The sequence below is a fragment of the Methanosarcina sp. UBA5 genome (assembly GCF_002505485.1).
Classification (GTDB): Archaea; Halobacteriota; Methanosarcinia; order Methanosarcinales; family Methanosarcinaceae; genus Methanosarcina.
The window spans coordinates 1-20776 of sequence record NZ_DAVG01000066.1; the positions used below are offsets into that span (position 1 = coordinate 1).

The 20776-nt window shown below is 40.8% G+C and carries 21 protein-coding genes and 1 pseudogene; 9 read left to right on the forward strand and 13 right to left on the reverse strand.

Features of this window, described 5'->3' with window-relative positions; genetic code table 11:
* Positions 1-289: hypothetical protein (locus BP621_RS06360; RefSeq protein ID WP_292388597.1), on the reverse strand; the 289-nt coding region annotated here is incomplete at its 3' end.
* Between the two features lie 551 nt (positions 290-840).
* Between BP621_RS06360 and BP621_RS06365 the strand changes: the two genes are divergently transcribed.
* Positions 841-1455: a transglutaminase-like domain-containing protein gene (locus BP621_RS06365; protein ID WP_292388598.1), complete on the forward strand. Its 615-nt coding sequence runs from the start codon at positions 841-843 to the stop codon at positions 1453-1455.
* Positions 1456-1521: 66 nt separating this feature from the next.
* On the opposite strand, the gene BP621_RS06370 is transcribed toward BP621_RS06365, so the two are convergent.
* Together BP621_RS06370 and radA are read right to left on the reverse strand one after the other, a co-directional pair.
* Positions 1522-2202, reverse strand: coding sequence for a phosphoglycolate phosphatase (locus BP621_RS06370; RefSeq protein WP_292388599.1), 681 nt, complete (start codon positions 2200-2202; stop codon positions 1522-1524).
* A 132-nt stretch (positions 2203-2334) separates the two neighbouring features.
* On the reverse strand, positions 2335-3312 hold the full coding sequence (radA, locus tag BP621_RS06375; protein WP_292388601.1) for a DNA repair and recombination protein RadA: 978 nt from the start codon (positions 3310-3312) through the stop codon (positions 2335-2337).
* Between the two features lie 287 nt (positions 3313-3599).
* Here radA and BP621_RS06380 point away from each other — a divergent pair, with 287 nt between their 5' ends.
* The 3 genes from BP621_RS06380 to BP621_RS06390 all read left to right on the forward strand — a co-directional run bounded on the left by BP621_RS06380 (position 3600) and on the right by BP621_RS06390 (position 5387).
* On the forward strand, positions 3600-4070 hold the full coding sequence (locus tag BP621_RS06380; RefSeq protein ID WP_292388602.1) for a phosphopantetheine adenylyltransferase: 471 nt from the start codon (positions 3600-3602) through the stop codon (positions 4068-4070).
* Positions 4071-4206: 136 nt separating this feature from the next.
* Complete coding sequence (locus BP621_RS06385) at positions 4207-4539, forward strand: hypothetical protein (protein ID WP_292388603.1); 333 nt, start codon at positions 4207-4209, stop codon at positions 4537-4539.
* Between the two features lie 14 nt (positions 4540-4553).
* Complete coding sequence (locus BP621_RS06390; protein ID WP_292388604.1) at positions 4554-5387, forward strand: TIM barrel protein; 834 nt, start codon at positions 4554-4556, stop codon at positions 5385-5387.
* A 241-nt stretch (positions 5388-5628) separates the two neighbouring features.
* Here BP621_RS06390 and BP621_RS06395 read toward each other — a convergent pair whose 3' ends face one another.
* From BP621_RS06395 to BP621_RS06425, 7 genes are all read right to left on the reverse strand, one after another.
* A complete protein-coding gene (locus BP621_RS06395) occupies positions 5629-5916 on the reverse strand; it encodes a DUF378 domain-containing protein (RefSeq protein WP_292388606.1) in 288 nt (95 codons plus the stop codon).
* A gap of 299 nt (positions 5917-6215) precedes the next feature.
* Positions 6216-7577 (reverse strand): energy-coupling factor ABC transporter ATP-binding protein, encoded by a 1362-nt coding sequence (locus tag BP621_RS06400; RefSeq protein WP_292388607.1) that lies wholly within the window; start codon positions 7575-7577, stop codon positions 6216-6218.
* A gap of 11 nt (positions 7578-7588) precedes the next feature.
* Positions 7589-8371, reverse strand: a complete 783-nt coding sequence (gene cbiQ, locus BP621_RS06405) for a cobalt ECF transporter T component CbiQ (protein WP_292388608.1) — start codon at positions 8369-8371, stop codon at positions 7589-7591.
* Positions 8372-8483: 112 nt separating this feature from the next.
* Positions 8484-8825, reverse strand: coding sequence for an energy-coupling factor ABC transporter substrate-binding protein (locus BP621_RS06410; protein ID WP_292388609.1), 342 nt, complete (start codon positions 8823-8825; stop codon positions 8484-8486).
* On the reverse strand, positions 8822-9529 hold the full coding sequence (locus tag BP621_RS06415) for an energy-coupling factor ABC transporter permease (protein ID WP_292388610.1): 708 nt from the start codon (positions 9527-9529) through the stop codon (positions 8822-8824). The genes BP621_RS06410 and BP621_RS06415 overlap by 4 nt, the downstream gene beginning before the upstream one ends.
* Positions 9530-10612: 1083 nt before the next feature.
* Positions 10613-12253, reverse strand: coding sequence for a HEAT repeat domain-containing protein (locus tag BP621_RS06420; protein WP_292388611.1), 1641 nt, complete (start codon positions 12251-12253; stop codon positions 10613-10615).
* Positions 12254-12744: 491 nt separating this feature from the next.
* A complete protein-coding gene (locus BP621_RS06425) occupies positions 12745-13443 on the reverse strand; it encodes a dolichol kinase (RefSeq protein WP_292388612.1) in 699 nt (232 codons plus the stop codon).
* Positions 13444-13658: 215 nt separating this feature from the next.
* Between BP621_RS06425 and BP621_RS06430 the strand changes: the two genes are divergently transcribed.
* The 5 genes and pseudogenes from BP621_RS06430 to hepT all read left to right on the forward strand — a co-directional run bounded on the left by BP621_RS06430 (position 13659) and on the right by hepT (position 18043).
* Positions 13659-14408, forward strand: coding sequence for a carbonic anhydrase (locus tag BP621_RS06430; protein WP_292388613.1), 750 nt, complete (start codon positions 13659-13661; stop codon positions 14406-14408).
* Between the two features lie 314 nt (positions 14409-14722).
* Positions 14723-15949 (forward strand): hypothetical protein, encoded by a 1227-nt coding sequence (locus BP621_RS06435; protein ID WP_292388615.1) that lies wholly within the window; start codon positions 14723-14725, stop codon positions 15947-15949.
* A gap of 338 nt (positions 15950-16287) precedes the next feature.
* Positions 16288-16776 (forward strand): C40 family peptidase, encoded by a 489-nt coding sequence (locus tag BP621_RS06440; RefSeq protein ID WP_292388616.1) that lies wholly within the window; start codon positions 16288-16290, stop codon positions 16774-16776.
* A 675-nt stretch (positions 16777-17451) separates the two neighbouring features.
* Positions 17452-17781, forward strand: a pseudogene (locus BP621_RS06445) (nucleotidyltransferase domain-containing protein); the annotation flags it as partial.
* The gene (gene hepT, locus BP621_RS06450) at positions 17765-18043 is read left to right on the forward strand and encodes a type VII toxin-antitoxin system HepT family RNase toxin (RefSeq protein ID WP_292388617.1); all 279 of its coding nucleotides are present in this window, start codon (positions 17765-17767) and stop codon (positions 18041-18043) included. The pseudogene BP621_RS06445 and the gene hepT, both read left to right, overlap by 17 nt.
* A gap of 228 nt (positions 18044-18271) precedes the next feature.
* On the opposite strand, the gene BP621_RS06455 is transcribed toward hepT, so the two are convergent.
* The 3 genes from BP621_RS06455 to fpoN form a co-directional block, all read right to left on the reverse strand.
* Complete coding sequence (locus tag BP621_RS06455) at positions 18272-18412, reverse strand: hypothetical protein (protein WP_292388618.1); 141 nt, start codon at positions 18410-18412, stop codon at positions 18272-18274.
* 530 nt (positions 18413-18942) lie between these two features.
* Complete coding sequence (locus BP621_RS06460) at positions 18943-19317, reverse strand: F420H2 dehydrogenase subunit FpoO (RefSeq protein WP_292388620.1); 375 nt, start codon at positions 19315-19317, stop codon at positions 18943-18945.
* Positions 19318-19330: 13 nt separating this feature from the next.
* A complete protein-coding gene (gene fpoN, locus BP621_RS06465) occupies positions 19331-20776 on the reverse strand; it encodes a F(420)H(2) dehydrogenase subunit N (protein ID WP_292388621.1) in 1446 nt (481 codons plus the stop codon).

The following is a 20776-nucleotide window of genomic DNA, read 5'->3' on the forward strand; positions in this document are numbered from 1 at the left end:
TATCCTTGTTGTGCTTTACTTTTTTATATCCCCAGTGACCTTTCATCTGGTATTTTTTCTTACCATAATGGTTGTCATTGTACTTGTTCTTATTATCGTATTTGTGTTTATCATTGTACTTGTTATTGTCATTGTACTTGTGCTTATCATTGTACTTGTTATTGTCATTGTACTTATTCTTGTCATTGTACCTGTTATTATCAGGAGCCGCACTTGCTGCAGCAGCTGTCACTGACAGTACAAAACAAAATGCTAGCAAAATACCAAGTATTTTTTTCATTTTCAGCATTTTATTTACCCCAAAACGTTTGTTGTCCATATAGCTTTATTTTTATTATTTTAATTATCTCGCTGACTATTCGCAGCTTGACAATCCTCAATATAAGCCGGTTAAAATATAAACATACTTATATATAAAAATATATAAAAGTATCTCGATTAATAAAATACGGGTTTTAAAAGGTTTAATTAAAAAAATAAAAGTTATAAAAGGTATTATTATGAAACTGGTTGCTAAAAAAGGATAATTATCAAAACGAAGGTTTTGAAACTTTTATTACATTTATGCCCATAAATAAAACATTATATTCCGATATTACTCTTTTAAAGCCGTATATTTAAAAATAAGTTCATTCTAAACCAATTCTATTCCTAAATCCATAAAGTTTCAGAACTGTTCTTTTGATCAGAAACTCGATTGACTATTCGAAATATGAAATCCAGAAGAGCAATTTGAGTTTCGGAACCAGTTCATAGGCAACTTTCTAAAAGTAGTTTTCCGTATCAGACTTAAATTTCATATAGAAGGGCCTTTTAGTATTTATTGACAGGCGAGTAAAAATGTATGCTGAAAGCGATAATCTTCAAGACTACCTCAAAAAGAGTGAAGTCATAGACTTTGATAACAAGCTGATTGTTGATAAGTGCCTTGAACTACAGAAAGGCACCGATGACGAAATCAGCCTGATTAAGAAGGTTTACGAGTTTGTTCGGGATGAGATTCATCATTCAGGCGATATAGGGGAAATGAGAGTTACCTGCAAGGCATCAGAGGTTCTGGAAGCCGGTCACGGGATATGTTGTGCTAAAGCTCATCTGTTTGCAGCCATGCTGAGATATTTTGGAATACCGGCTGGGTTTTGTTATCAGAAACTTTCTTCAAGTCAGGACGTTAACACGAAATTCTTGCACGGCTTAAACGCAGTATATTTAAAAGATCTGGATAAATGGATAAGATTGGATGCAAGAGGCAACAAGCCAGGCCGTGATGCTCAGTTTTCCATATACGAAGAAAAGATTTCCAGGGCAGTTAATACAGAGCTTGGGGAAGAAGATAGTCCCGTAATCTTCACAGAGCCCAATTCGACTGTTGTTGAAATATTGAAGAAAAGTAAAGATATGAAAGAATTATGGGCGCAGTGGGAGCTTGGGTTGAAAGATTTATTTAAAATTTAAAAATTGACCTGGAGAGCTTCAGAGGATCTTCAGGGAGTTTCGGGGAGGCAGAGCTAGCAGCGTTTTTCAAATCCAGCCTTTTGATTCGAGAAATTCAAGGGCTTCCACGGTTCCATCTCCAAAGGAGGCTCCTGTCACGTAATCCGCAGCTTTCTTTATTATTTCATCCCCGTTTCCGACAGCGATCCCGAAACCTGAGACTTCAAACATTTCTACGTCGTTTTCCGAATCTCCTATGGCTACGAAATCTTCGGATTTTAGCCCCATCATGCCTGCAAGTTTCTGAAGGCCAACACCTTTGTTGATTTTCGTGCTTTTGAGATGGATGGCATATTTGGTATCAACCATTTCTACGTCCAGATTCTGGGTTTTGAGAAGGTTTCTGGCTTTTTCGAGATCAAAATCCCTCCTGAGGGCAATCTCGGTTTTTCGGTATAAGGGGTCAAGTTTGGTGAGCTTGAAATATTCGGAAATAAAAGAATAGGCTTTTTCACATTCCTCAAGGCTTTCTTCAAAAGTGCCCTGCAAATCGAAGCGGACAGTAATAGCCCCTCCGTTTTCCGCAATTACTGCTCCTTCCAGGCCGATAAGCCTTGATGCCGTCCTTGCATAACATAGAATATTTCCTGTTGCAAGCACGACAGGAAGTTTAAGAGAACGGATCTTTTTGACGGCCCCCAGATGAAGTTCCCTTTTCTCGCAGGTGATTGTACCGTCGATGTCGGCAACAATAGCTTTGAATTTCATAAAAAAGATTGGGTAAGGGTAGATAAAATATTTCCCTACCCGGCTTTGAATATATTTACCGTTTATTGATCGTTTACTTCAATGACACCGACATCTTAATACGCTTGATTCTTACTTCTACTGATCTGCGTTTCACTGGTCCGTGAGTCCGTCTGTAGTGACTGCGATAACAGCTTCCCCTTCGGGCAGGTTGGGAGAGTCCACCAGACGTATAATCCTTTTATCTCCTTTGGATTTCCGCAGATAGAGCCTGAAGGTTGCTGTATGTCCAACTACGTGGCCTCCGACAGGTCTTGTGGGATCACCAAAGAAGGCATCGGGTTTTGCCATGACCTGATTTGTTACAACCACGCAGGCATTGAATAAATCCCCGAAGCGGAGCAGGCCGTGCATGTGTTTGTTTAGTTTCTGCTGCCGATCGGCAAGGGTTCCCCTTCCTACGTATTCAGCCCTGAAATGAGCCATAAGCGAATCAACAATCAGCAGGCGAACGGGTTTTCCCATATCCCGAAGCTCGTTTGCCAGATCTGTTGCAGAGTCCACAAGAAGGATCTGGTGATTGGAATTGTATGCTCTTGCGACATGGATATTCTGGAGGAACTCTTCTGGGTCAAGCTCCATGCCGTATTTCTCGGAAAGCCCTTTTACCATCTGGGCAATTCTTTCAGGTCTGAAAGTGTTTTCAGTATCTATGATGATAACCGAACCATCAAGTCCCCCGTGCTCCCTGTCCATCTGAACATTGACTGCAAGCTGGTGAGCCAGCTGGGTCTTTCCGGAACCAAATTCTCCGTATAGTTCGGTAATTGCCTGGCTTTCTATGCCCCCGCCCATCATTTCATCAAATTCCGTACAACCGGTCGTCAGCTTGCCTACCATTTTCCGCCTTTCAAGCACGACGTCTCCGGTTTCAAACCCTCCTATATCAGCAGCTTGCCTTGCGGCATTGATGATTTTTGCAGCCGTCGATTCCCCGATTTCGGCTGTAGTTGCAAGTTCAGAAGGAGAGGCTACAGCCACTGCTTCAACGGTGTTAAATCCGGCTTCTTTGAGTTTTTCTGCGGTTGCAGGGCCAACTCCGGGCAGCTCTTCGAGTGTTATTTCGCTCATTACAAGTTCTCCTAAGATGCACATGTTTGTATAAGGTGCATAACAGTTGCTCCACAATGGTTTTGCAGGTATAAATAACTAGAGGGAGCGAGGTGAAAGTATTCTAAAGCGCCTCTAAAACACGGTTATATTGCTGGGAAACCTAGAAAATAGAGGAAGAAAAAAGAGGGAAAAGAAAAAAGAAGAAAAGCAGAAAAAAAGAAGGAAAAGAGAGAAAATGAGTGAAAATTTCCAAAAAGCCGGAAAAAAACCAAAAATTCTTTTTACTTGGTAGATTATCACCCTTCATGCCAAAGGTCGCAGTCGGCGGTACGTTTCAGTATTTTCATGACGGGCACGCCAAACTGATTGAAAAAGCATTTGAGATAGCAGAGGATGGAAAAGTCCATATAGGGCTTACCTCGGACGAGATGCTAAGTAAAAGCCACAGCGTTGATAACTATGAGAAAAGGAGAACTTGGCTGCTGCAATACATAAAAGAAATGGGAATCCCAGATGACAGATATGAAATCACAAAGCTGAATGACCCCTACGGCCCTGCTCTTAAAGAGGATTTCGACTATATAATTGTCTCTCCTGAGACTTATCCGGTCGCCCTTAAAATGAACCGTGTCAGGGAAGAAGAAGGAAAAAAGCCCCTTAAAATCGTATACGTTGAATATGTAATGGCTGAAGATGGAATCCCGATTTCCTCTACAAGGATTGCAAAAGGGGAGATTGACAGGCACGGCAAGTTGAAAAAGAACATTAAGCATTAAGCATTAAGCATTGTAACACGAAGTATTAAACGTTAAGCATTGAGCAATAAGCAATTTCACTAACACTAAACAGTTAAAATCTATTATAATTATACTAAAGTAACTATAAATCAGGACAGAGCTATAAAGTGATAATATGCCCAGAGAATTTACACCGAAGGACATCGAGATTTTTAACAAGCTTGCTCCTGAAGCCAGAGGAAGCTTAACTTCCAGAGAAGCAGGGCACCAGTTCCCTTTTATCCTGCGCCCGGTCTCGCACAAGTTTGCCGAGTCATCTGAAGATTTCAGGAAAAGGCTGGAAAGGCTGGACCCTGAGGAACTTGATTACCTTGTAGGGCTTGCGCTGGAAGGAAAGGAGGATGTTCAGTCCCTAGACGAAGACATCGAAGAGCTGATTGCAGTAGTTACCGAAAAACTGTCTCCTGAGAGAGCAAAGAAGCTAAAGGACTTCGTAGGAATTTTCTGAAAGGACCGTTAAAAATGCCCTCAAAAGAACTACTTTTCGGAACCGGAGGAATACCGAGAAGCACAAAAGGAACAAGCAGTATCTCAGGTATCAAACAAATTAGGGAACTTGGCCTTGACTGTATGGAGCTTGAATTTGTTCAGGGAGTGCGCATGAGCGAAGATGGAGCAAAAAACGTCCTGAAAACTGCAAATAACGAAGATGTAGCCCTGAGTGTCCATGCACCCTATTATATCAACCTGAATTCTTATGAAGAAGAAAAATTAAAGGCAAGCCTCGAAAGGATCTACCATGCTGCAAGGATAGGCAGCCTCTGCGGAGCTCAATCCATCGTGCTGCATGCAGGTTTTTATCAGAAAAGCAGCAAAAAGCACACCTCTGAGAGCATCTCAAAAGCCCTGAAAGAGCTTACCGGACAGATCCGTGATGAAGGAATCCCTGCAATCCTGCGTCCTGAAACAATGGGCAAGCGTACGCAGTTTGGAACGCTTGAAGAAGTGCTTGCTCTGAGTGCAGAAATCGAAGGGGTTATGCCCTGCCTTGATTTTTGCCATCTGCACGCAAGGGAAGGAAAGGAAAATTCCTACTCCGAGTTCACGAGAATTCTCTCGCGAGTCGAGGAAAGCCTTGGAAAAGAGGGTCTTTCGAATATGCACATGCATGTTGCAGGAGTAGAATACGGCATTAACGGGGAAAAGAAACATCTGAACCTGAAAGAATCGGACTTAAACTATCCAGAACTTATGAAGGCCTTAAAAGAATTCAAAGCCAGAGGAAGGGTTATACTTGAGAGCCCTATTCTTGAAGAAGACGCACTTATGCTGAGGAAGCTTTATAACGAGATCTAAGTTTGATTTTATTATCTTTTTAAAATTTACCTGGGGTGCTCATAGCCCAAACAAAAATGTATCCGAGATTCCAGATAAAACTATCTAATATATAATTCTTATTTTTTGATTAAGTCTTTTTAGAAAAAAGCTACTAGGTAAAAGAGATTAATATGTACTTGGCGCTGCAAGCACATATTATTCAAGATAATATTAAGGATACATTTTAAGTAAATACGATTGAGAAAGCAATTCCCATATTTTATGGAATGCCGCTCCAACTGTATTGCTTACCGCTATATTGGTGTTCGCCTTTTTTAGCCTCACGCTTTGCTAAATACTTTGCCTTGTATTTAATCACCATGTAGACTCCAGCCAGGCCCACAAGAATGTAAACCAGCCTCGAGATAAAAGATCTCTTACCAAATATAGCTGCTACTAGATCAAAGTTCAGGAGCCCTACAAAACCCCAGTTAATAGCCCCTATAATTGTCAGCAGCTTAGACGGAATGCATAGATTATCCGCAAGTATCTTATCCATTTTATGCATCTTTATCAAACCTCCCCATTGAAATAGTGCATTCGCAAAGACAGATCATTTTTTTCTGACTGGAAAAGCCAGGTTTTTGATGGTCTAGTCATTTGCTCTTATAAGCAATGTTGGAGCTAAGATATTATGAATCTATTCCTTAACCTTGCTATCGGGTGTAAAAATGAATTTTGAAATTATCCCATAGATCTCAAATCCTATAGATCTCAAATCCTATAGATCTCAATATACTCAAAAGTGCTATAGTGAAATTAGTGAAATCCAAGAGAATCCCGGAAAATAGGAGAAAAAAGGAAAAATTATATCTTTAGCGTTTCAAGGCTGTCTTCGGCCTCTTCTAGCCACTGGCAGCCTTCTTCCCTGTTAATCACTCCAACTGTAAACTCTATCCCGCTTGTTTCCACATATTCCTTTATTCTCTTGAAGGCATGGTCAACCATCCCACCAGCCGTAAGGATAAGGCAGCGTTTTCCGCAAAGTGCCATCAGGATAGATTTGTCTATAACCCCTGAGGAAACGTCCAGCCGGAGTCCATTCTGCTCGGCAAGGATTTTACTCTTTTTGCCCATTGCTCCAACAAAAGCGATTTCTCCTTCCTCAAGGATTTGCTTTATTTCCGGCAGGGAATAGTTGTCAGTATCATAAATCAGAACTCCACCGGCTTTAATTCCTTTACGCTTTAACTCGACAATAGCCCTTCCATTCGGATGTATATGCAGAACTGTGGCGTTAATGGCCTCATAAGGGGACTGAGTCGCATATTCGCCATACATAACCCCAATATTCAAGCTATCGCCTTCCCGGACTCTCGGAGGGACATCAACCCACATAAGGTCCAGTGGTTTTAAGGTATTGACAAGTTCGGGTATGGTTTTTGGGGAGTTCCTTCCATATGCAAGCCCTCTCCTTTCAATTTCGTGATAGATCTCAAGGGTAGTGGGCTGGCGGAGTCCAGCCTTTTTTAGTAGTTCGGGCTCTTTGAAAATCTCTACCGGTGTGCCTTGTCCTATGATTTTGCTGTTTGACAGGAGGAACACATAGTCGGACCATCGGTATGCAAGGTCCACATCATGCGTAGAGATTATTATGGTGCTTCCTAATTGGTTAAATTCATTTATCAGATCCATAATTTCATCGGCGCCCACCGGATCAAGGTTTGAGAGGGGTTCGTCCAGGATGATCACTTCAGGTTCCATCGCCATGACTCCGGCGATTGCAACTCGCTTTTTCTGTCCCCCGCTGAGGTGATGGGGAGGCTTGTCCTTCAAGCGAGAGAGTCCTACTTGCTCAAGAGCTTGCTGCACGCAAGTCTCGACCCTTTCTTTTGAATAACCCAGGTTTGCCGGCCCAAAAGCTACGTCCTGGTACACCGTGGGAGCAAAGATCTGGTCATCGGAATTCTGAAAAACTATTCCTATGGATTTCCTGATGTCCCTTAGCGACTTTGAATCATACCTGAATGGAACGCCGTGAAAAAGAACTTCGCCCTGAGCTGGTTTAAGCGTTCCGTTCAAAAGCAGGAAAAGTGTAGACTTACCTGAGCCATTCTGCCCTACAAAAGCAACCTTTTTTCCTTTTTTAATTTCAAGATTCAGATCCTGAACAGCCACTGTTCCGTCAGGGTAAGCATATTTAAGATCCCTGGCTTCAAGAATAATCATAATCTTTTACCTCAGACAATAGATGCGTTTTTTGTTAGATAAAGAAGTGCAAGAGTAAGGAAAAAATAGGCTGAAGTAAGAAGCAATTCAGGGGCTCCTACGGGCCTGTGTACTTCGAAAAGCGCCATTTTTCCATCATAACATCTTGAATTCATGGCAAGGAAGAGTTTATCTCCCTGTTCCCAGGAACGGACAAAAAGCGTACTTCCAAGCATGCTCAGGGAATGAAGAGACCGCCTGAAACTCGAGTACCCTAGCCTTACAGTCTGGGCATACCTGATGGAAAGAGCCATGTCAAGAAAGACGAAGATATAACGGTAAATCAACATGGAGAGTTCTATAAAGGCTTCAGGAAGCCTGGAAGCTTTAAGCACTGCAAAAAGCTCGATCATCGGCGTTGTCAGCGCCAGGAAGTAAAGGCAGCACATCCCGCTTATTGATCTTGCAAGTACCAGCAGGGCAAGTTCAAGTCCATCTTTCCTTACAGATAGAGGATACCCCATAAGTTTGAAGGATAACAATTCCTGCCCCGAACCTGAGAAGAAGGCAATTATAAGGATACCAACTACTGCAAAACCTAACGGTGCGAGCAAAAGTTTCAGGTATATTTTTAAGGGAGCTCGGCCGAGAGCAATTGTTGTAAAGCTCATACAGAGGGCTATGAAAAGAGGAGGGACCGGGGATGTGGAAGAGACTCCGACAAGTAGCCCGAAAAGAACTATTGCCAGTTTCAACCAGTTGTTTCGGTGCCTTAAAGGGCTTATAAGGGCATAGTCATCAAGAATGTTGGTCATAGGTAACCCCACGGATTGTGGATGAGATTAAAAATAAATATTAAAAATAAAAGGCAAAAGATAAAAACTTTCCTCCCTTTAAGGAAAGAAACAAACATGGTGGAAGAAGAGATTATAGAGAGTGCCTGTCGCTCTCGGGTTTACTTTTTTCCTTGTACCCAAGCTTGTTTTCATAGTTTTTTTTGGCCCTGTAATAGCCAAGGAAATATCCGAGAATTCCTGCACCTATGGCTGCCTGTAGAGCAAATAGAAGGCTTTCAATTTCTGCGCTTGGAGGTTCCCAAATAGGGTTTGCAATGGGTTTGTAAGTTCCACCGGTAATTTGCTCAATAACACCTGCAGGTTTGTCATCAGCTCCACCATATTCGGCATTTGTGGTAGAAGATATGTAGAAAAACTGAGCTGCGAAAATCAGGAGGAGAGCAAGTACGATAAGTTCCAGTTTCCTGCTCATGCAGAAAGCCCCCTGATCTTGCGGACAACTGAGTCTTCGAGTACGTGCATTTCAACAAGGATGTCACTCTTTACCTCAATCACATACTTGAAGAGCAAAGCACTGACAGCACCTTCTACTATTGCCAGAGGCACCTGGGTAATTGCGAAGATTGCAACAAACTTGCTGAATGAACTGAGGAAACCTGCAAAGGAAAGTACGTCTCCTGCAGGAAATGCCAGAGCAAGTTCTGTAGAAGTCACAATGTAAGTGGCCCAGTCTCCGAGAGTTGTAGCTAAAAAGACAACAAAGTAAAAATTAAGTTTTGCCTTCATTCCAGCTTTATAAATCAGATATGACAACACCGGACCAACAATACCCATTGAGAAGACATTTGCCCCAAGGGTGGTCAGGCCACCATGTGCAAGGAAAAGAGCTTGATAGATAAGTACAATTGTCGAGAGAACCGCAGTAATAGCAGGCCCAAACATGATTGCACCTATTCCGGTTCCTGTAGGGTGAGAACAGCTTCCGTTAACTGAAGGCAGTTTAAGTGAAGAAAGTACGAAAATAAATGCACCTGCGACGGCGAGCAAAGGTAAAATTTCACGTTTTTCTTTCACTAACTTATTCAGTTTGTAAATACCTAATGCAATAACAGGTATTGATATTGCAAACCACACTATACACCAAATAGCAGGCAAAAACCCTTCCATTATATGCACTGGATCACCATTAAATATCAGGTAAACATAATAAGTCACTCAAGTAAACATTATTGAGGTTAAGACAAGTTAAATTGCGTTGTTTTATACATAAAGGTTGCGGTAAAGGGGAAGCAGGCGCATGAGAGCTTACAAAATTATTTTTACTACAAAAATGTTTTCAGGGTGATAAATATATAGAGCAAAACAAGATAACTTGAATTAATATTTACATATACTTAAAAAATATCTTTGCTTCTTTCGATTTATGCAGTCAAGAATAGACATGCAATGTCCAATTCTAGCTTTCTGTTTTCACAATCTTGATTTTTCGGAAACATCCAGGCCCTTGAACATAAAGCAAAACTATACCATCTAATTATTTATTAAGATTAATCTCCCGAAAGTTATTAGGGATTATAAGGAAGAAATAAGTAATTTTTATCAGGTCAGCTCGTCTTTTAATTACCTGTCTTTGTATCACTTACTTGATATCAGATGTGGAAACAAAATTTGGATAACTGTTTAAATGTTTTTTTATTCGGTCGATGTCTCAGTCTGTGAAACTTATCCAGGTTCTATTAATAGATTCGATTAATAGATTCGATTAATAAATTCAATTAACAGGTTCAGTGAACAAGTTCAATTATAGCATCTTATGCCGTGCTTTGTACTTTTCCTTTATTTTTTACCTGATCCAGAAAAGCTCCATTCCTTTATTAGAGAAGAAATTAAGGCGAATTCGATAATTCCAGTGAAAAAAGGAAAAAGGACCAGGATAATTGGAGAATATAGACAACAATTGCATAAAAACTTCGACAAAAAAGTGTATGACAGAAGAAAACATTGTTGAAACAGTATTTCCAGTAATAAAAAGAAAGTTTGGAGAAAGAGTTAAAGCAAGAAAATTTTACAATTAAGTAAAATAAATAAAAGTAAAAATCTTAGTGTACAAAATAAATAAAAATAATATCAACTCGTTTTGGCTGAAATTGAGAATTTCTACAAAGCCAGTAATTTTTTTATAGACATTTTCAAGCTCCAGGCTCTTAATTTTATATGGATTTTAATCTCTTTCATTATTTCCGGGAAAGGCGGCAAGTTTTAGTATTTCAACTTCAACTTCATCCCGCAGAAAGGACAGAAGTTGGGAGCAGTGACGAGATTCAGGTTTCTGGAGCAATATGGACAGATCAGTCCAATCCCTTTTTTCTCATTGTGACTTGCGTTTTGGTGGGCTCTGGACTCCTCGGCCTCCTCAACCGAAATTGAGAGTTCAAGCTCTTCAAGAGAATTCATGTCGCAGATATCACCTGAGAAATTTGAAGCTTCGGTCCGAACTTCAGAATCATCACTTGTCAGGCAGCCCCCAAAAACAGGCTCCACGCCAGGGCTTTCGGTCTTATCAGGAGCAGTTCCCGGTGAGGTATTGGATTTATTAATTTTTTCGAGAGCTTTCAATGCAGCCCTTCGCACGCAGGCATCTGGATTTTTTGTAGCTCTGACAAGCCCTGAAACTGCCTCTGGGGTACCGATTTTCTCAAGTGAGTAGATAGCGACTTTTTGTATCAGGCTATCGGGGTTCTCAAGGATTTCCACCAATTTCGGAACAGCTTGCCGCGCCTTGAGATCCCCAAGCGCGGAAACCGCAGCTTCTCTTACTGCTGTTTTAGTGTCATCAAGGGCTCGTAAAAGACCTGAGATAGCCTCAGTAGTGCCTGCTCTTCCAAGACCCAGAACTGCTGATTCTCTGACCGAACTGTCAGGGTCGTGAAGAGCTTTAATTAGCCCTTCTATGGCTTCAGGGGTCCTGCTTTTTCCAAGAGCACAGGTAATTGCCTTCCTGACGGAGTTTTCATAGATATCTAAAGCTTTAACCAGCCCACGGGCCGCTTCAGGAGAACCTATATCTCCCAGGGCATCTGCAGCGCGGCTTCTTAAATACCAATCCGGGTCATCCAGGGCTCTCAAAAGCCCTGAAACTGCTTCAGGCGTTCCTATCTTCCAGAGGGTTTCAACTGAAACTTTTCTCACATCCCTGCTCGAAGCTCCGAGCGCCTTGACAAGCACAGGCACTGAAGTTGACACACTTACGATTTTGCAAAGGGTTTCAGATACAGTTTCCTGTACGGGTTGTCTTGGGTCCCTGAGGGCTTCCATCAGCTCATCAAGCACATCCGACTTGCCCCTTTTTCCCAGGGTTTCGGCGGCTTGCTGCCTTATTTTGTTATCCGAATTTTCAATTGCCTTTACCAGACAGAGAGCAGCTTCATAAGTGTCAATTTTCCCAAGGGCTATTATTGAAATCCTTCTCAGTGAATCATCCGGGTAAGTCAGGGCCTTCTCAAGGCCGTTAATCGCATCTTTTGAGCCTATCCTCATTAAGGATTTCACTGCTTCCTTCTGGACAAATCTGTCCCTGTCCCCAAACCCTTTCACAATGCCTGAGATAGCTTCAGGTGTGCCTATTTTTTCAAGGGAAGCAATTGCAGTCTTTTTAACAGGACTATCAGGATCATTAAGCACCTTTATAAGACCAGGGACAACTCCCGGTATATTGAATTTTCCCAGGGCTTCTGCAGCGGCTGCTCTTACCTTCGGGTTTGAGTCATCAAGCGCTTCAATCAGCGCGGGTAAAGCATAAGGATTTCCTAGTTTTCCAAGTTCTTCGGCAGCAATTGCTCGGTTTCCTGCAAAGACCGAGCGTTCCAATTTCTTAATAAGATCTTTTATATTGTCATCCATTTTCCTTCTATCCCCCATTAGTGTAAAGCTTATCAGGACCAGCCACAAAATAAAATATTTTATTGCATACAGCCCACTGAAAGTAAATAGGATTTCCTTCAGTCTGCTAATTCTAAAATTGGCACTTTCAATTCCCGGTTTTCTAGCCTGGTGCCCATGTAATTCTTACACAACTGAACTCATCTGTTTAAGCTCGGGCCTGAAAAGTTGCAAATGCTCCCCCTCTTTACACCATTAAACTCAGCCCTTAACATTCTGCATTTTTAAATAGATTACATTTTAAGATATATGAAGTTTTAGATTGTTATTACAAATAATATGTAAATTTCGGTTACTCTGAGTTTTATCAGGTTATTCCCCAGGTTGCAGGCAAATTTTAAAGATCTGAGTTTAGAAAGAAAATGTATATTAAAAGTTGAAAAAGGAAAGGTAAAATGAAAAAAGAAACAAATTAAAAAAAGAAAGGCATGTCAGGAAGTTTGCCGAGAAAATCAGTAAAAGGAGGCCATAAGCGAAGGGAAGTAGTAGTGAGCTGTGAGCAGGATAAACAGGCCAGATGCAGGCACTGTAATATTATCATCTAAATTCTCGATTCTTTCTATAAGTGAACATATTATTCCTGCAAAGATCCCAGCAAAGCCCATTTTTGCGCCGATAATTATGCAGAGCACGAGCATACCTGCAGTGCCTTCCCAAGCTTTTGTCCTTTTGTTATATTTAAAATTCCTTATTATGCCAGTAATTCCGTCTCCATACGCCATGAAAAGTACCGGAACCACTCCAAGCCAGAAACTCCTGTCAATGTACCAGGTAAAAAGCACTATTAATCCCCAGCTTAATGTAAAATCTACGTCATAGAGATTTTCGGGGTCCTGAAACCAGTACATTCTCCTGTTGAATTTATGCGGAAGGTATGTTATAAGAGCAAGCCCGAAAGCAGTAGCTGCCGGTACAATGGGCTCATGGGCGACAAAGGGGAGTAGCATTGCTGTCAATCCGCCAGCTAGGAAGTGAATTACTTTTCTTGAAAAATACATTGAGGAATTAATCGACCTGCCCTTTTTCAGAGATATTTGATATACCTTTTTTGAGAGAAACAGGATCACAAACAGATTCCATACTGCAATTACTGTAAAGGCGGGCAGGTCTGCCAGTATAGATTCCCATGAAATCTGAAACACAGCCTCCATAATACATTCCACATCTCTTAAATATAAGACTTTTTTGAATTTATTGTCGTTTCTGTTGAATAAAATTTCTCAGAAAATATCTCTGGTTATAAACCCTGGTTACAGAAGCATTTCTAAAAATAAAATTTCTCCATTTTTATTTTTTTAACTTTTTCAAATAAAAATAGAAATGTCTATATATTTTATAATCTTCCTACTGTCAATGGAGGACCTTTATGAGATTCAACAAGCAGATCATTACAGTACTTATTCTATCTCTTTCACTGGCCCTTTTAGGGAGCGGATGTGTCTCCGAAGGTGAAGGAGCAGTGGACAATGCAACACAGGGAATAAACGAAAGTGAGTTTTCTAATATCAGGGAAAATCCGGTAACACCGTGGAATTCCGTACCTACAGCACCTGTTATTGATTCCACAGCCTGTATTGATCCCCAGGCTTCAGTCATTGGAGACGTGACAATAGGTGCAAGTGTTATGGTTTCTCCCATGGCATCTATTCGGAGTGATGAAGGAATGCCGATTTTCGTAGGAAACAGGAGCAATGTTCAGGACGGAGTTGTGCTTCATGGCCTTGAGACGATCAATGAGGAAGGTGAGCCTGTAGAAAAGAACCTTGTTGAGGTTGGTGGTAAGAAATACTCAGTCTATGTAGGAGAAAATGTTTCACTTGCCCACCAATCCCAGGTTCACGGCCCGGCTTCTGTAGGCAACGATACTTTTATTGGTATGCAAGCTTTCGTTTTTAAGTCAAAGATAGGAAACAACTGTGTACTTGAGCCGACATCGGCAGCAATTGGCGTAACTGTTCCTGATGGAAGGTATATTCCAGCAGGCATGGTTGTCACTTCACAGGCTGAAGCGGATAAGCTACCAGAGATTACTGACGATTATGCATACAGGCATACTAATGAAGCTGTAGTGTATGTAAACGTCCACCTGGCTGAAGGATACAACGAAGCCTCATAATTAGGAATGGCTTACACAGCAGAGAATTAATTTAAATGAAGAAAGTCAATTAATTAAAACCAAAAACTTTTTAACTTAAGGTTTACCCGGGACTTTAGCCTTTATTCCGGGTAAAACTTCTATTTTGCGTTCAGATTTCTTCTCCATATTGATAAGAATAGAAATTTTATCTAGTTCTATGGGTGTGCGTTTAATTCTCAAATACAATTATAAATTTCTTTTAGTAAGTATAGATAATCAAAGATTCTAACTAATAATCCAATTAATTATTTATATTTATATACCTACTTTTGTTAAGTTAACGGTGATAATTTATGAGAATCGCGTACAGGTACTTTTCTTTATTTTTAATATTTGCATTTCTTACCTTATCTGCAGGAGCAGAGCCGGGCATCGTATCTAACTACGGTAACTTTACGGAAGAATCTGGGTGGAACGTAACCCAGAATGTTTCACAGAACTATTTTTCTTCCGATTCGAACCTAACTTATATCCCAAACGGAGAAGTCGGAGGTCATGAAGAAGAAACGTATGCTAACAACCCTGTAGAAAATTATACTGATAACCCTGTAGAGAATATTACTTTTCTTACTGACAGTCCTGAATCAGAATTGTTTCCTGTATGGACTGCCGATGGAAATTATATCCTGTATACGGTTCACAGGGATGGATCCGATAATTTTGAATCTTACATAATGAAAGCAAATGGAAGTGAAATCGAGCGAACACGCATTGGAGAGGGAAACCTTACTGGCTTTAGCGAGATAAATCCCAATGGAACAGAATTGATTCTAACAAAATCAACTGGCTCCCAAACCGGCCTCTACCTTGTGAGCCTGGAAAACGGAACCGTAACCCCTGTTGCGGATGATCCTGACAAATCCGAAGGCTGGGGTGCGTGGTGCCGCCTCGGAAAAAAAGTCGTATACACTCAGAAGTCCGGAGACGCCCCTTCCCAACTCTGGATAGTTAATCGGGATGGAAGCAATAAGACCAAGCTTGGCACCTCAGAAAATGTTGGAATTGGAAAAGACTGGTGTCCTCTTGGCCTGAAGATAATATACAGTGCTAATAATTCAAAAGAAAAACCAGATCTCTGGACAATAGAATGGCATGGAACAAACCAGACCCAGCTTACCGATACCCCATACGGGGAATGGAATCCCTCCTACAGCCCTGATGGAAAATGGATAGTGTACGTATCCGACGAAGGAGGAAAACCTGAAATCTGGCTTAGGGATGCCGAAGGAAACTATAAGACCCAGCTTACAAACAATATCGGAATAATTGATTCAAATCCTAAATGGAGTCCTGACGGCTCAAAAATAGTTTTTACTGCGCATAATCCGCAGAATAACTCGGGCAATTTTACAACGAATAGCTCGGATATTGGTTTGATTAATATGTTTAACAACTCTATGATAATAAATAACTCTATAATCACAAATAACTCTATGATCACAAATAATTCTACAGCAGAAGGTAGTTCTGCAATAGTAAATAACTATGTAACAGTTAATAGTTCATTCGTGAGGCCATAAATGAAAGAAAAGAATACGATACATGGGGTATTAATTTGAATCTAATTGTCAAAACTTATCGTATTCAGTTCCAGAGTTCTGCAGCTGATTTAAACAAATCTTCTACAAAGCTGAGTTTTCTACTTAACTACTGTCTGAAAACTTTTATTTTTGCAACATAAATCAAACAGTGCCGCGATGTATTTATATGAGCGTCGTTAAGTAGTGACAACTATAAAAATAAATGAATTCTAAAATTGGTATATGGATTTTAGCATATAATGTTGTGAACTTTGACGTATAATAAGCGGGTCGTAGCAATAATTAAACGGTAAAACTATAAATATCGATGAGCAAAAATGAAAATAAATAAACAAATATTAACAGTTACAGTCCTTGTGGCTATTTTAATAACATTCATACCTCTTGGAGCAGCAGCCCCTGTCGGAACTTCAGAAAGCGCAACCGTAGAAGCCGCAAACAGTTGGCTTGGAGTTAAATCCGTACATGAAGGCAATGATATATCGGGCATTGATTGTTCTCACTTAGTTTATCAAGTATACGAAAAAGTCGGTGCTAAAGGCATAATTTTCCAAAAAGTACCCGATATGAAAAAAAATACAAATTACGTTATTACAAGTTCTCCTGCTCCCGGAGATGTGATTTTTTGGCAAAAGGATGTCACTCAAAACGGCAAAACATACTGGCTTTCCGCTCATGTGGGAATATACATAGGAAATAATCAGTTTATAGATACATCATTTGATACTAAAAATGTTGCCGTAGAAAATATCACTGGTGTGTATAAAGCCGGAATGCCGTACTTTGCAAAATGGTCCCATATTTAAGAGACCATCAAATTTCTATTATCTCTAGAGGATAAAGACTCCTCATAAGACAATGGAAGCTTGATGTTATAAGTCTAGGAATCCTGAGATTGAAATATTTATCCTATAGGTATAATCTGATAACGTCTCTCAAACATTACTAGGTTTTTTTTACAGACTATGAACTCAAGATACTAAGAAAAAGAATTACCGAAAAGGGGATGCTAAAATGATCTCCTTTTCATTGATTCTTGTATAAAGTGATTTTTATTAATTCTAAATAAGGTATTTAAAAGATTTGTAATTGCCCACTGCCTTAAAATCAGCTTTTACAATTCCTTTTGAAAAATCTGGGACCTGCAATTCTACAGGGTAAACCCTGCCTTTTTCCACACAGAGCTCTTTCCAGACACCCTCAGGATAGGCGAATTTGAGGAGGGAACGGAAACCTCAAACTTGGATAACTGTCGGAATTGTGCGCCTGCAAAGATCACAACCTACAATGTCTGTTCCTTCTTACAACATAACGTATTTGAAAGAACAGAACATAGAGAAAAATACAATGGGTCTTAATATTCACGAGATAGGGAAAGAAGCTCTGTGTGTATTGCTTCCTGAATTTTTTAATAAAAAGGGTATGTAGAACTTGCATATCTCTTTGGTTCGACAGCAGAGGGAACAGAAGGGCCGTTAAGCGATATTGATATAGGTGTTTATCTTTCCAGCAAACTTACAAAAGGAGAAAGGATAGAAAAGCGTCTGGAATTAATAGGAGAGCTTTCAACCCTCCTCAAGAATAATCATGTAGACCTCCTGGTAATGAACGATGCTGCACCCGTTATCAATTTTGAAGTTATAAGGCCCAATGTGCCGTTATTTGTAAGAAATGAAGACCTTAAACTGGACGTGGAGCAGTATGTTATGTCCAGATACCTGGACCGAAAGTACCATGAAGATTTTTTAAACCGGGAATTACTGAAACGAATCAGGGAAAAGAGGGGTATTCAGGATGTCAGCAGCAGATAAGTTATTTAGAAAGTTGAACTTTATGCAGCGTTGCGTAGACTACCTTAAATCAATAGATCCCGAAAGCCCGGACCTTGAAAGCAACTATGAAAAGCGTTACGAAGTAGAGAGAAATTTTCCACTTGAAATTGAATGTGCTATTGACATAGGAGAAATCATTATCTCAAAAGAGGGGCTTGAAAGGCCTGAAGATTATAGGAGTGTATTTCGGATTCTTGGAAGACATGGAGTTCTCCCCAGGGATTTTGCAGAAAACCTCTAGTCTGCTGCAGGTTTCAGAAATTTTCGGGTTCACATTGAAGATATTGACCTGGAAATAATAAAAAATTTCTTGTGGAAAACCTTGATGATTTCGATTTATTTGCGTCTTATGTAACTGAATATATGGAAAGGCTTGAAAAATAAATAGTCCATTCAGAACATTATTGAGACCTTACAGGACCTGCAGGTCGTGTATTAGTAGCTGGTGATACTTTGTTTGAGTGTTTTTTTATTTTCCTTTTCGTTTCTTATTTGGTTCTTTTACTTTGTTGTCCGATTCCTTAACTTCCTCAACTGGTTTTAAAACTTTGCCGCCTGCTTCTTTATCTAACTTCTCTCGCTTTGCTGCCTTCTGTTTCTTTGTCACCAAGTTATCAATCTCCGTAAGTCATTTTTATAAATTAATACTTATAAAGGAGTCTATTATTATAAAAAGGTTCATCTTTTCTTAAATCAGTTCTCCGATTTCCTTAGTTTTCCAAGTTAGTCAGGAACTTTTTAACTGTTAGATTTCTGGATTTGGGTGATTCTAAGGCATTTTAATCACTTAGTTGACCCCAAAACTCAAAATTGCATCTCTCAATCCTCGTATCCTGAATTGTCAATTGAGTTTCTTATCATGAAAAATAGTTCTGAAAACTTTTACTCAGTGAAAATAACTTTTATATGAGAGGATGAGAAGAATCGGAACGATCACATGCTACCATCTATCAATAGTAGTATTTTCTTTATAATCTCATTAAAATCTACAAGAGCTAGTTATAAAGAAATTTGATTTGAGATCAGCAACAAATATTGAATTAAAAAAGTTGAAAAAAGAAGAAAATTAATAAATCGGACACCGACATAAAAAAATTCGCCATAAGAAAATAAAGCCGCAAACCGCAACTTTACTCAAATTCAATGTCCATGCCCGTGATCACAAGCCGAACGTTCGATCTGCTCTCTTTTGAACCTGATATGAGTCTCATTTATGGATTCCAGGCACTTTGTGCAGACGTCTACTTCTCTTTTTACGATTCCCTTTGAAAAATCAGGGACTTGCAGTTCCACAGGGTAAACTCTGCCTTTTTTGCCGCAGAGAACGCATTTGTTTCTCCTGCAGGAGATTTCGTCTTTATTGACGCTTAGATAGGTTTTCTGGGCAGAATCGAGGCAAATCTCACAGAGCCCTTTCCAGACACCCTCAGGATAGGCGAATTTGAGGAGAGGACGGAAAACCCGGACCGGAATAACGCTCGGGAGTGCACGTCCGCAAAGATCACAATCTGTCATTTCTCATACCTCCTTAGATCAATACCTTTGCTGCTTCCATTGCCCACTGCAAGAAAGGTTCAGGCCAGAGTCCCATAGCCAGTACGCCTGCCGCTGAAAGCAGGAGGGCTGCTGCATATGGAAAAGGCAAGCCTATCTTTTTACCTTCAGGGGAAAGGAAGTACATGTACCTTACAAGCCGTGCATAATAAAACAGTGAAAGGGCACTGTTCAGGATTGCAATTACCGCAAGCCAGGTCATGCCTGCCTGAATGGCTGAAGAGAAAAGCACGAACTTGGCCATGAAACCGGCAGTAGGTGGAATCCCTGCAAGGGCAAAGACGAAAATCGTCATGCAAAGGGCTGTCAGGGGCATTCTCTTTCCAAGGCCTCTGAAATTGTCCAGATGGTCGGGAACTTCCAGATCCCCTGTTCTTTGAGTAGTTATCATCCAGACAACTGCGGCTGCTGCGATAAAGGCTCCTCCTTTCATAAAGGCATGGGCAAGGGTATAGAAGATCCCACCTGTAAGGGCCATCGGGGTCATTACCACAAAAGCCATTGCAATATATCCTGCTTGGGCCAGGGAAGAGTAAGCAAGCATGCGTTTTACGCTGGTCTGAGACACTGCAATCACGTTTCCGAAGGTCATGGTTACGACTGCTAAGATCGCAAAAGTGAATTGCCAGTCAGGCTGGAGGGCTGCAAGGGCCACAACGAAAACCCTGAAAGCTGCCACAAAACCCATTTTTTTCGACCCGGCTGCAAGCAAGGAGGAAACAACTGAAGGTGATCCCTGGTAGGCATCCGGAGCCCACATGTGGAAAGGCACAAGAGCCATCTTGAAACCGAAGCCTGCAATGAGTAGCACGACTGCAACAAGCCCGATCGGGTTTTCTGCCAGGAGAGAGGCGTTTTCAGCAATTGTGGAAATGCTGGTAGTGCCTGTTGCTCCGTAGACAAAAGAGATCCCAAAGAGCATAAGTGCTGAAGAAACTGCACCTATTAAAAAGTATTTCATGGCTCCTTCAAGAGACTTTGGGTTCTGTTTCTCAAAACCTGCAAGGGCATAGGTAGCAAAGCTTGCCAGCTCAAATGCGCAGAAGAGCAAGATAAAGTCGTTTGCGGATGCAACAAACATCATCCCGAGGGTTGCAAAAAGTACCAGGGTATAAAACTCTTCAGTATGGTCGCTGTTTTCATTATACTTGATTGAAGCAACCGAAACAATCAGTGTAACTGCCAGGAAGACAAGCTTGAAGAACTGAGAAAGGGCATCAATGCTAACAGTGCCAGAAAACATTGTAGCTTCGGTCCCGAAACTCTGTACCGTTAGGACCAGAGCTGCAAGGACTCCAAGAGTTGCTAGGTAACCCAGCACATTCTTGGTCCTTGGGGACATGAAGACCCCCATAAGCAGTATAATCAGGCCGGTTGCAACGACTGCAATTTCAGGTGCAAGTAACATTAAATTCTCCAT

Coding starts and splice junctions, on each gene's coding strand:
- BP621_RS06365 (WP_292388598.1), top strand. CDS start 841: ATGTATGCTGAAAGCGATAATCTTCAAGACTACCTCAAAAAGAGTGAA.
- BP621_RS06370 (WP_292388599.1), bottom strand. CDS start 2,202: ATGAAATTCAAAGCTATTGTTGCCGACATCGACGGTACAATCACCTGC.
- radA (WP_292388601.1), bottom strand. CDS start 3,312: ATGAGCGAAATAACACTCGAAGAGCTGCCCGGAGTTGGCCCTGCAACC.
- BP621_RS06380 (WP_292388602.1), top strand. CDS start 3,600: ATGCCAAAGGTCGCAGTCGGCGGTACGTTTCAGTATTTTCATGACGGG.
- BP621_RS06385 (WP_292388603.1), top strand. CDS start 4,207: ATGCCCAGAGAATTTACACCGAAGGACATCGAGATTTTTAACAAGCTT.
- BP621_RS06390 (WP_292388604.1), top strand. CDS start 4,554: ATGCCCTCAAAAGAACTACTTTTCGGAACCGGAGGAATACCGAGAAGC.
- BP621_RS06395 (WP_292388606.1), bottom strand. CDS start 5,916: ATGCATAAAATGGATAAGATACTTGCGGATAATCTATGCATTCCGTCT.
- BP621_RS06400 (WP_292388607.1), bottom strand. CDS start 7,577: ATGATTATTCTTGAAGCCAGGGATCTTAAATATGCTTACCCTGACGGA.
- cbiQ (WP_292388608.1), bottom strand. CDS start 8,371: ATGACCAACATTCTTGATGACTATGCCCTTATAAGCCCTTTAAGGCAC.
- BP621_RS06410 (WP_292388609.1), bottom strand. CDS start 8,825: ATGAGCAGGAAACTGGAACTTATCGTACTTGCTCTCCTCCTGATTTTC.
- BP621_RS06420 (WP_292388611.1), bottom strand. CDS start 12,253: ATGGATGACAATATAAAAGATCTTATTAAGAAATTGGAACGCTCGGTC.
- BP621_RS06425 (WP_292388612.1), bottom strand. CDS start 13,443: ATGGAGGCTGTGTTTCAGATTTCATGGGAATCTATACTGGCAGACCTG.
- BP621_RS06430 (WP_292388613.1), top strand. CDS start 13,659: ATGAGATTCAACAAGCAGATCATTACAGTACTTATTCTATCTCTTTCA.
- BP621_RS06435 (WP_292388615.1), top strand. CDS start 14,723: ATGAGAATCGCGTACAGGTACTTTTCTTTATTTTTAATATTTGCATTT.
- BP621_RS06440 (WP_292388616.1), top strand. CDS start 16,288: ATGAAAATAAATAAACAAATATTAACAGTTACAGTCCTTGTGGCTATT.
- hepT (WP_292388617.1), top strand. CDS start 17,765: ATGTCAGCAGCAGATAAGTTATTTAGAAAGTTGAACTTTATGCAGCGT.
- BP621_RS06460 (WP_292388620.1), bottom strand. CDS start 19,317: ATGACAGATTGTGATCTTTGCGGACGTGCACTCCCGAGCGTTATTCCG.
- fpoN (WP_292388621.1), bottom strand. CDS start 20,776: ATGGAGAATTTAATGTTACTTGCACCTGAAATTGCAGTCGTTGCAACC.